This window comes from Noviherbaspirillum sp. (assembly GCF_036846085.1).
Lineage (GTDB): Bacteria > Pseudomonadota > Gammaproteobacteria > Burkholderiales > Burkholderiaceae_D > Noviherbaspirillum.
The window spans coordinates 1-9,930 of sequence record NZ_DAIUCO010000204.1 but is presented as its reverse complement, the minus strand read 5'-3'; the positions used below and the strand labels follow the sequence as shown (position 1 = coordinate 9,930).

8 protein-coding genes are annotated in these 9,930 nt (G+C 61.1%); 7 read left to right on the top strand and 1 reads right to left on the bottom strand.

What is annotated here, in order from left to right; genetic code table 11:
* The first annotated feature begins 74 nt into the window (after positions 1–74).
* The 6 genes from V7080_RS19555 to V7080_RS19530 all read left to right on the top strand — a co-directional run bounded on the left by V7080_RS19555 (position 75) and on the right by V7080_RS19530 (position 7,546).
* The gene (locus V7080_RS19555; RefSeq protein ID WP_334190072.1) at positions 75–1,340 is read left to right on the top strand and encodes a YeaH/YhbH family protein; all 1,266 of its coding nucleotides are present in this window, start codon (positions 75–77) and stop codon (positions 1,338–1,340) included.
* Positions 1,337–2,929 (top strand): SpoVR family protein, encoded by a 1,593-nt coding sequence (locus tag V7080_RS19550; RefSeq protein ID WP_334190071.1) that lies wholly within the window; start codon positions 1,337–1,339, stop codon positions 2,927–2,929. The genes V7080_RS19555 and V7080_RS19550 overlap by 4 nt, the downstream gene beginning before the upstream one ends.
* A 386-nt stretch (positions 2,930–3,315) precedes the next feature.
* Positions 3,316–4,020, top strand: coding sequence for a hypothetical protein (locus V7080_RS19545; RefSeq protein ID WP_334190070.1), 705 nt, complete (start codon positions 3,316–3,318; stop codon positions 4,018–4,020).
* A 297-nt stretch (positions 4,021–4,317) separates the two neighbouring features.
* Entirely contained in the window at positions 4,318–5,145 is an 828-nt protein-coding gene (locus tag V7080_RS19540) for a DUF4142 domain-containing protein (protein WP_334190069.1), read from the top strand.
* A gap of 64 nt (positions 5,146–5,209) precedes the next feature.
* Positions 5,210–5,659: a ferritin-like domain-containing protein gene (locus V7080_RS19535; protein ID WP_334190068.1), complete on the top strand. Its 450-nt coding sequence runs from the start codon at positions 5,210–5,212 to the stop codon at positions 5,657–5,659.
* A gap of 228 nt (positions 5,660–5,887) precedes the next feature.
* A complete protein-coding gene (locus V7080_RS19530; protein ID WP_334190067.1) occupies positions 5,888–7,546 on the top strand; it encodes an NAD(P)/FAD-dependent oxidoreductase in 1,659 nt (552 codons plus the stop codon).
* A 17-nt stretch (positions 7,547–7,563) separates the two neighbouring features.
* On the opposite strand, the gene V7080_RS19525 is transcribed toward V7080_RS19530, so the two are convergent.
* Positions 7,564–8,040, bottom strand: coding sequence for a metallophosphoesterase family protein (locus V7080_RS19525; protein ID WP_334190066.1), 477 nt, complete (start codon positions 8,038–8,040; stop codon positions 7,564–7,566).
* Between the two features lie 204 nt (positions 8,041–8,244).
* Between V7080_RS19525 and V7080_RS19520 the strand changes: the two genes are divergently transcribed.
* Positions 8,245–9,903, top strand: a complete 1,659-nt coding sequence (locus tag V7080_RS19520; RefSeq protein WP_334190065.1) for a long-chain fatty acid--CoA ligase — start codon at positions 8,245–8,247, stop codon at positions 9,901–9,903.
* The last annotated feature ends 27 nt before the right edge of the window (positions 9,904–9,930 follow it).

The following is a 9,930-nucleotide window of genomic DNA, read 5'->3' as shown; positions in this document are numbered from 1 at the left end:
GCAACGAACCCAGTCAGATTTGAAGTGAAGCACCCTGGCATCCAAGCCACGTAGCATCACAAGCAGGAGGCACTTTGGTTCACCTCATCGACCGGCGTCTGCAGGGCAAGAACAAATCCGCGGGAAACCGCGAGCGGTTCTTGCGCCGATACAAAGGGCAGATCAAACAGGCAGTGGAACGTGCCATCAAGGGCCGCTCGATCACCGAGGTCGAGAAGGGCGAAAAGATTTCGATTCCCGTCAAGGACATCAACGAGCCGAATTTCGGCCACGCCCAGGGCGGCGTGTGGGAAACGGTCCGGCCCGGCAACAAGGAATACCAGAAGGGTGACCAGCTGCAGCGGCCGAAGGGCGGCAGCGGTCAGGGCAAGGGCAAGGCAGGCAACAGCGAAGAGACCAGCGAGGACGATTTCGCGTTTGAGCTGTCGCGCGACGAGTTCCTGAACGTCTTCTTCGAAGACCTCGAACTGCCCAACCTGATCAAGACGCAGCTGAAGTCGGTCACCGAATTCAAGCAGCAGCGCGCCGGCTACAAGCTGTCCGGCACCACGTCCAACATCCATGTGCTGCGCTCGCTGCGCGGCGCGCTCGGCCGGCGCATCGCCGTCGGCGGCGGGTCGCGCAAGCGGCTGCGCGAGGCGGAAGCGGAGCTGGAGGAATTGCAGCGCACCGCCTTCGAGGACGATCACCGGATCCTGGCGCTGAAGCAGGAGATCCGCAAGCTGCGCATCAAGATCGAGGCAATCCCGTTCATCGATCCGATCGACCTGCGCTACAGCAACCGCATCCTGGTGCCGAAGCCGACCAGCCAGGCGGTGATGTTCTGCATCATGGACGTGTCGGGCTCGATGGACCAGGCGAAGAAGGATGCGTCCAAGCGCTTCTTCATCCTGCTGTACCTGTTCCTGACGCGTGCCTACGAAAAGATCGAGGTGGTGTTCATCCGCCACCATACCCAGGCGTCGGAAGTGACCGAGGATGAGTTCTTCAATTCCCGCGAGTCGGGCGGCACGGTGGTGTCATCGGCGCTGCACCTGCTGAAGAAGGTCATCGAGGAACGGTATGCCAGCAGCGACTGGAATACCTATGTCGCGCAGGCGTCCGACGGCGACAACTGGGATAACGATTCCATCACCTGCCGCAACTTGCTGATCAATTCGATCATGCCGATGGTGCAGTACTACGCCTACGTCGAAATCACCGATGGCGAGCCGCAGAACCTGTGGGAGGAATACACCCAGATCCCGGCGCACCATCCGCACTTCGCGATGCAGAAGATTGAATCGCCGGCGGATATCTATCCGGTATTCCGTGAACTTTTCAAGAAGCAACCGAAATGACAGAGACCGCAATCAGGAAAACGGCAAGCAAGCCGTCCGCCAGGTCGACCGGCAAGACGTCCCGCAAGAAGGCTGCCAAGCCGGTCCGCATGCCCGACCAGTCGGAATGGACCTTCGAGCTGATCGAGCAAATCCACGGCGAGATTCGCCGGGTGGCGGAGGGCTTCGGGCTCGACACCTACCCGAACCAGCTCGAGATCATCACCGCCGAGCAGATGATGGATGCCTACGCATCGGTCGGCATGCCGGTGTCCTACAGCCATTGGTCATTCGGCAAGCATTTCCTGTCGACCGAGAAGAGCTACAAGCGCGGGCAGATGGGGCTGGCCTATGAGATCGTCATTAATTCTAGCCCCTGCATCGCCTATCTGATGGAAGAGAACAGCCTGACGATGCAGGCGCTGGTGATCGCGCATGCCTCCTACGGCCACAATTCCTTCTTCAAGAACAACTACCTGTTCCGTACCTGGACCGATGCGGAAGCGATCATCGATTACATGGTGTTCGCGAAGAACTACATCGCGGACTGCGAACAGCGTCACGGCATCGAAGCGGTGGAGCTGCTGCTCGACTCCTGCCATGCGTTGCAGAATTATGGCGTCGACCGTTACAAGCGACCCGCCAAGCTGTCGATGGCCGAGGAACGTGAACGCCAGGAAGAGCGCGAGCGCTATCTGCAGTCGCAGGTGAACGATCTGTGGCGCACCCTGCCGCGCCGCGAAGAGTCTGTCGCCGTCAGCGCCCCGGACCGCTTTCCGGCCGAGCCGCAGGAAAACCTGCTGTACTTCATCGAAAAGTTTGCGCCGCTGCTGCAACCGTGGCAGCGCGAGATCGTGCGCATCGTCCGCAAGATCTCGCAGTACTTCTACCCGCAGCGCCAGACCCAGGTAATGAACGAAGGCTGGGCGACGTTCTGGCACTACACCATCCTCAACAAGCTGTATGAGGAAGGCGTGGTCGGCGACGGCTTCATGATGGAGTTTCTGCAGAGCCATACGAATGTGGTGTACCAGCCGCCGGTGACCAGCAAGTATTACAGCGGCATCAATCCGTATGCGCTGGGATTCGCGATGATGCGCGACATCCGCCGTATCTGCGAGGAACCGACCGACGAGGACCGTCACTGGTTCCCAGATATCGCCGGCGGCGACTGGCAGAAGACGCTGGACTTCGCGATGCGCAACTTCAAGGACGAAAGCTTCATCGCGCAATACCTGTCGCCCAAGCTGATCCGGGATTTCCACTTCTTCTCGATCCTCGACGACGACAAGAAGGACAAGCTCAGCGTGTCGGCGATCCATGATGAAAGCGGCTACCGCTACATCAGGGAGCAACTCGCCGGGCAGTACAACCTCGGCAACCGCGAGCCGAACATCCAGGTATGGTCGGTCGATACCCATGGCGACCGGGCTCTTACCCTGCGCCATAACCAGTACCTGCGCCGGCCGCTGAGCGGACAAACCAACGAAGTGCTGAAACATGTGGCGCGCTTGTGGGGCTTTGATGTGCATCTGGAAACCGTGGATCCGGACGGCAAGGTATTGAGCACCGTCGAATGCAAATGCGAGAAGCGCCAGCGCGGAAGCTGATCGCAATATTTATCCGGACGGCAGTGATCCACCGCTGCCGCACCTGCACACGCTTTCCGCATCACTAAGTTACGTGCGGACACGATGAGAAAGGGGCCGCCTCGTGCGCCATCGTGTCCGCATATTTTTTGAACGCCATCGATTTCCCCGCCACCCTGCCTGCAGGAATCTTCCGTCCATTCCTGTTTCAGATGCAGCTGCGATTTTGTAAATTTGCATCGTTTCTGTATTTTCTACCTAGGCGTTTCCGGCTTTTTCCCTTGTATCGCCGCGTTCCTTGTAGCCAAAAGCAATATTGCGCATCTGGCACGACCATTGCGTTTGTCCTGTCATAAGTCGCCGCATATTCCGGCGGCATTGTGAAAACAAACCAAAGGAGAATCAACATGACCAAGAGCAAATTATTGAGTCGCCTGATGAGCGTCGCCGCGTTTGCGATGATGTTCGGCGCAGCGTCCGTCCAGGCGCAGTCGAGCGGTGCAGCCGATGCGACCAGCAAGGATGCGTCGGGCAAGACCAGCGCCAATCGCGCCGGCCAGATGAGCCCGACCGGTGAAAACGAAACAACCAGCGCACGTCCCAAGACATCCGATACATCGTCCTCCACCAGCGGCGCCAGCGGCACAACCGGCAGCAGCGCATCAGGCAGCGGCACGACCGGAAAGAGCAGCAGCATGAGCTCCGGCTCCAGCAGCAGCGACAAGGCTGACGCAACCACCAAGAATGCCGCAGGCAAAACCCAGGCAAACCGCGAAGGCAAGATGAGCCCGACCGGCGAGAATGAAACAACCAGCGCACGTCCGCCTGCAAGCAGCTCGGCCACAGGCAGTGGTGCAGATAATACGTCCGGCGGTTCGGCAAGCTCGAAGTCCGGCTCGGCAAGCTCGAAGTCCAGCGGTTCCACCGGGTCCTCTTCGGGCATGAGCAGTTCCACCGGCGCCAGCTCGGGCTCGTCGAGCGGCAAGGCCGATGCAACCAGCAAGGATGCATCCGGCAAGACCAGCGCCAACCGTGCTGGCCAGATGAGCCCGACCGGTGAGAACGAAACCACCAGCGCACGTCCGACGACAGGCGCCAAGAGCGGTCAGTAACAGCGGCAAATCATTGCCGGTACCGGGCGCCGGCATAGGGCGCCGGTATTGCGCACTGTCATCGCGAAGCCGCATCCGGGAGGGCAACGGATATCCGTTACCCTCCCTGTAATTTTTTCCTGGCCACGGTAGTCCATTCAATCGCCACGACATCGTTGGCACAGCGGGTCCGGGCAGACGTTACGGCCACCTCCTTGCGCCCTGGGCGGCATTGCAGTCGTGGCACGCACATTGCCTTCTGCTTACGGCAGCCCTGTAACTCACGAGTTACCGTCTACATTTCAAAGGAGAATTTTCATGCTCAAACGAGAACATTTACCGCACATGCTCGGCGCCGCCACACTGGCGCTCATGTTTAGCGCGGCATCCGTACATCCACAGACCACGACCACCGGCACCAGCGGCACCGCAGCAACCACCGGTACATCGTCCACGGCCGCCGATTCCAGGGCGCCCGGCGCAAGCGGCGGCTCGGCAGCATCCGGCGCAAGTGCCACGCCCTCCGCCGGCAGCCAGGGCAGCGGCGCGTCCGGAAGCGCGACAGCAACATCGGGCGCCAGCGACAAGTCGGCCGGTGCCGGCAGCAAGGCTGAGGGCAGCCTGAGCAAGGGCGACCAGACCATCCTGCGTCAAATGGCCATTACGAACATCTCGGAGATCGAGGCGGGCAAACTGGCACAAAGCAAGAGCAAGGATGAGAAGGTCAAGACCTATGCGCAGCAGATGATCGACGACCACACCAAGGCGCAGGGTGAACTGGAGCAACTCGCCCAGTCCAAGAACGTCACGCTGCCGAAAGAGCCGGACGCGAAGCACAAGGCCATGGCCAAGAAGCTTAGCGCGCTCGAAGGCGAGAAGTTCGACAAACAGTACATGGCGCAGGGTGGCGTAACGGATCACCGCAATGCCCATAGCATGCTGCAAAAGGCGGAAAAGACTGCCAAGGACCCTGAAGTGAAAGCCCTGGTGACCAAGATGATCCCGGTCGTCGACCAGCACTTGCAGACCGCACGCCAGGACACCGGCGCCGCCAAGACCGCATCCGGAAAAGGTGGTGCATCTTCCGGCAGCAGCGGCGCATCGCCCGGTTCAGCAGGCGCCGGTTCGGGCAGCACGGGCAAGTAATCGACATTCAGGCGGAAGCGCCTGCACAAATATTGAATAGCGATCAACCACCATAGGAGAAAACATGAATAACGATGAAGTGATCTCGACCCTCAACGATTTGATCGAAACCTGCAAGGATGGTGAAGAAGGTTTCCGTACCTGCGCAGATGACCTGAAGGATACCCAGATCAAATCGCTGTTCATGAACCGGGCGCAGGGCTGTGCCCAGGCAGCAGGGGAACTGCAGCAACTGGTGCGCACGTATGGCGGCGATCCGGAAACCAGCAGCGGTCTGGGCGGCGCCTTGCATCGCCGCTGGGTCGACCTGAAGTCGCTGGTCACCGGCAAGGATGACAAGTCTATCCTCAATGAATGCGAGCGCGGCGAAGATGTCGCGGTGCGCAGCTACCGGACGGCGCTGGAGAAAAACCTGCCGGTGGATGTGCGCAACATCGTGGAGCGCCAGTATCAGGGCGTGCTGCAGAACCACGATCAGGTCAAGCGTTTGCGCGAGCAGTTCAAGAACGCCTGATGCTTCCTGAGGTAATCAGGTAGCAAACCATGCCGCCGGCAACAGGGCGGTTGAACCCAAGCAATTCATACGGAGCGATGCCAGAAATGGCCGCTCCGCTTTTTTTATTACCGCAACGGTGCGGTAAAATGCGGCCTGCCCCAAGCAATTCCCAGCCTCGCCCGGCAAAACCGTCTGCGGCGACCGGCACCTTCCTACCCCAACAGCATTTATTCGGATTGACTGCGCATGCTGCGATTGACTGATGTACAACTCCCGCTCGACCATGCGGAAGAGGAGCTTCGTGCCGCCATCCTGGCGCGGCTGAAGATCGACGCTGCGGACCTGGTCGGCTTCACGGTGTTTCGCCGCGGCTACGATGCGCGCAAGCGCAGCGCGATCTCACTGGTGTACACGCTGGATGTCGACGTCAGCAATGAAGCAGCACTGCTGCAACGCTTCGCCGGCGTCAACAATATCAAGCCTGCGCCCGACATGACCTACCGCTTCGTCGCGCATGCGCCCGCCGGGCTGACCAGCAGGCCCGTCGTGATCGGCACCGGACCCTGCGGCATCTTCGTCGGCCTGCTGCTGGCGCAGATGGGATTTCGTCCCATCATCCTGGAGCGCGGCAAGGCGGTGCGCGAGCGCACGAAGGACACCTGGGGCCTGTGGCGAAAGCGTGAACTGCATACCGAGTCGAACGTGCAGTTCGGCGAAGGCGGCGCCGGTACCTTTTCCGACGGCAAACTGTATAGCGGCATCAAGGACCCGAAGCATTACGGCCGCAAGGTGCTGACCGAATTCGTCCAGGCCTATGCGCCGCCGGAAATCCTGTATGTCAGCAAGCCGCATATCGGCACCTTCCGGCTGGTGAAGATGGTGGAAGCCATGCGCGCCACGACCGAGTCGCTCGGCGGCGAATTCCGCTTCGGCTGCAAGGTCGACGACATCGACATCGAGAACGGCCAGGTGCGCGGCGTGCGGCTGGAGGGCGGCGAAACCATTGCGGCCGACCACGTGGTGCTGGCGGTCGGCCATAGCGCCCGCGATACCTTTCAGATGCTGTACGACCGTGGCGTCTACATGGAAGCCAAGCCGTTTTCGATCGGCTTCCGCATCGAGCATCCGCAGTCGCTGATCGACCGCGCGCGCTTCGGCAAATTCGCCGGTCACCCGATGCTCGGCGCCGCCGACTACAAGCTGGTGCATCATGGTTCCGGCGGACGCTCGGTCTATAGCTTCTGCATGTGCCCCGGCGGCACGGTAGTGGCTGCCACATCGGAACCGGGCCGCGTCGTCACCAACGGCATGAGCCAGTATTCACGCAACGAACGCAATGCCAACAGCGCCATCGTGGTCGGCATCACGCCGGCCGACTATCCGGCCGATCGCGGCGCGGGGCATCCGCTTGCAGGCATCGACCTCCAGCGCGAGCTGGAGTCGCGTGCATTCGAAATGGGCGGCGGCAACTACGACGCGCCCGGCCAGCTGATCGGCGACTTCCTCGCCGGCCGCGCATCCACTGCATTCGGTTCGGTGCTGCCTTCCTACAAGCCCGGCGTGCGCCTGTGCGATCTCGCGCCCAGCCTGCCGGCGTATGCGATCGAAGCGATCCGCGAAGCGCTGCCGGTTTTCGACAGGCAGATCAAGGGCTATGCAATGGAAGACGCGGTGCTGACAGGCGTCGAAACGCGCACCTCGTCACCGGTGCGCATCACGCGCCTGGACAACTACCAAAGCCGGAACGTGAAGGGCCTGTTCCCGGCGGGCGAGGGAGCGGGTTATGCGGGCGGTATCTTCTCCGCCGCGGTCGACGGCATCCGTGTCGCCGAGGCGGTGGCGCTCAGCATGACGGGCAGTGCCGATGCGCACGGCGGCATGCAATCGCTGCCGCAGGATTATTGATCGACGCTGCACGCCTGTCAGTCGACTTCGAGCGTCTGGATACGGGCGGCGCGCTGTCCCTCGCGGATCTCTAGGAATGCGAGTGCAATCGGCAGCTTGAAGCGGCGCGGCCCGGCACTACCCGGATTCAGGTACAGCACCCCGCTCTCCATTTTGATGGACGGCTTGTGCGAATGACCGGTGATCACGACGCCGATGCCCTCCGCGTGCGCATCGACATCCAGATCGCCCATGTCATGCACGATGTGCAGCGTTACGCCGCCGATCACGATGGTTTCCCGTTCCCTGAGTTCGTCGGCCCATATGCCCCGGTCGTTATTGCCGCGCACCGCCGTGACCGGCGCGATGCGGCTCAGCTCCTCCAGCACCTGTGGGCCGCAGATGTCGCCGGCATGGATGATATGGTCCGATCCCGCCAATGCGATTCTTGCTTCGGGACGCAGCAGGTTGTGCGTGTCGGAAATCACGCCGATGTGAATAGTGTCTTTTGTCATGGAACAGAAATGACCGGATTTGCCGGTAAAAGTTTTCCTCCTGTGTGGTGCGTTGCAGCATGTGCCATGCATCGAGCTGAAGGCCGTGCCAGACACAAAGCAGTCATGAGCTGCGTCAATGCCTAGCAGGGTGTTTCCTGCAGTATTTCCCGCTCGCACCTATAATCTGCCTAGCCATTTTTATTACAAATCCCAGGCGGAGACATGAATACTACCCACTACCCCCACTGGCCGGTAGGCCTTCCCTATGCCATCACCACACCGGACACCAGCGTCTACGCCAACCTGGAAGTATCGGCAAGGCGCTATCCGGGCAAGCCTGCGATCGTCTTTTACGACTCCGTCCTCAGCTACGCGCAGGTGCTCGATGAAGTGAACGCGCTCGCCGGCTACCTGCAGAAAGTATGCGGCGTGCAGCGTGGCGACCGGGTGTTGCTCGACATGCAGAACAGCCCGCAATTCATCATCGCCTTCTACGCCATCATGCGTGCCGACGCGATGGTGGTGCCGGTAAATCCGATGCTGATGACGGATGAGCTGCAGCACTACATCGAAGACAGCGGCGCGAAAGTCGCCTTCGCATCGCAGGAAATCTTCCCGCGCATCGCGCCGCTGGTCGGCAAATCCGGCCTCGAAAAAGTGATCGTCGGCGCCTACGCTGACTACCTCACCGCGCCCACCGACCTGACCGTGCCGGAATTCGTGCGCATGCCGCGCAATGTGCCGGCCACGCCCGGCGTCATTGCCTGGGTCGATGCGGTCGCTGAGAAGCACGCCCCCGGCCCGCATCTCGCCGGCCCCGACGACCTGGCCTGCATGCCCTACACCTCGGGCACCACCGGCAAGCCGAAAGGTTGCGTCCACACCCATCGCTCCGTCATGTTCAATGCCGTCGCCGGCAACGTCTGGTCCGGCCCAACGGTGCCGGACCATGTCACGCTCGCGGTGCTGCCGTTCTTCCATGTCACCGGCATGCAATCGGTAATGAATGCGATGATTTTCTCCGGCGGCACGATCGTGGTGCTGCCGCGCTGGGACCGCGACGCCGCCGGCCAGCTCATCACCCGCTACAAGGTCACCACATGGACGCTGATCCCGACCATGATGATCGACTTCCTGTCCAATCCGCGCCTGGCCGAGTACGACATCTCCGGCCTCAAGCGCGTCTCCGGCGGCGGCGCGGCGATGCCGGCGGCCATCGCGCAGAAGCTGCTCGACCTGACTAGCCAGCAATATATGGAAGGCTACGGCCTGTCCGAGACCATGGCGGCCTCGCACGTCAATCCGCCGCAGCGCATGAAGCAGCAATGCCTCGGCGTGCCGTACCTGAATGTCGATTCGCGCATCGTCGACCCGACCAGCCTGAAGGAAATGCCGCCCGGCGAAACCGGCGAAATCTGGATCAACGGCCCGCAGGTCTTCCAGGGCTACTGGAACGATCCGAAAAAGACCGAGGAAGCATTCGCCGAACTCGACGGCAAGCGCTTCTTCCGTTCCGGCGACCTGGGTTACATGGACGAGGAAGGTTTCTTCTTCTTCACCGACCGACTCAAGCGCATGATCAACGCCAGCGGCTTCAAGGTCTGGCCGGCGGAAGTCGAATCGATGATGTACCAGAACCCGGCGGTGCAGGAATGCTGCATCATCGCCTCGCGCGATCCGTATCGCGGCGAAACCGTGAAGGCGGTGATCGTCAAGCGCCCGGGCGCGGAAGCGACCGAGGACGACATCATCAAGTGGGCGCATGAAAAAATGGCCGCCTACAAGACGCCGCGCATCGTCGAGTTCGTGGACACGCTGCCAAAGTCGGCGACCGGCAAGGTGATGTGGCGGATGCTGCAGGAGAAAGAGCTGGGGAAATAGCGATATTTTTCCATGGCGGCGCAGGGC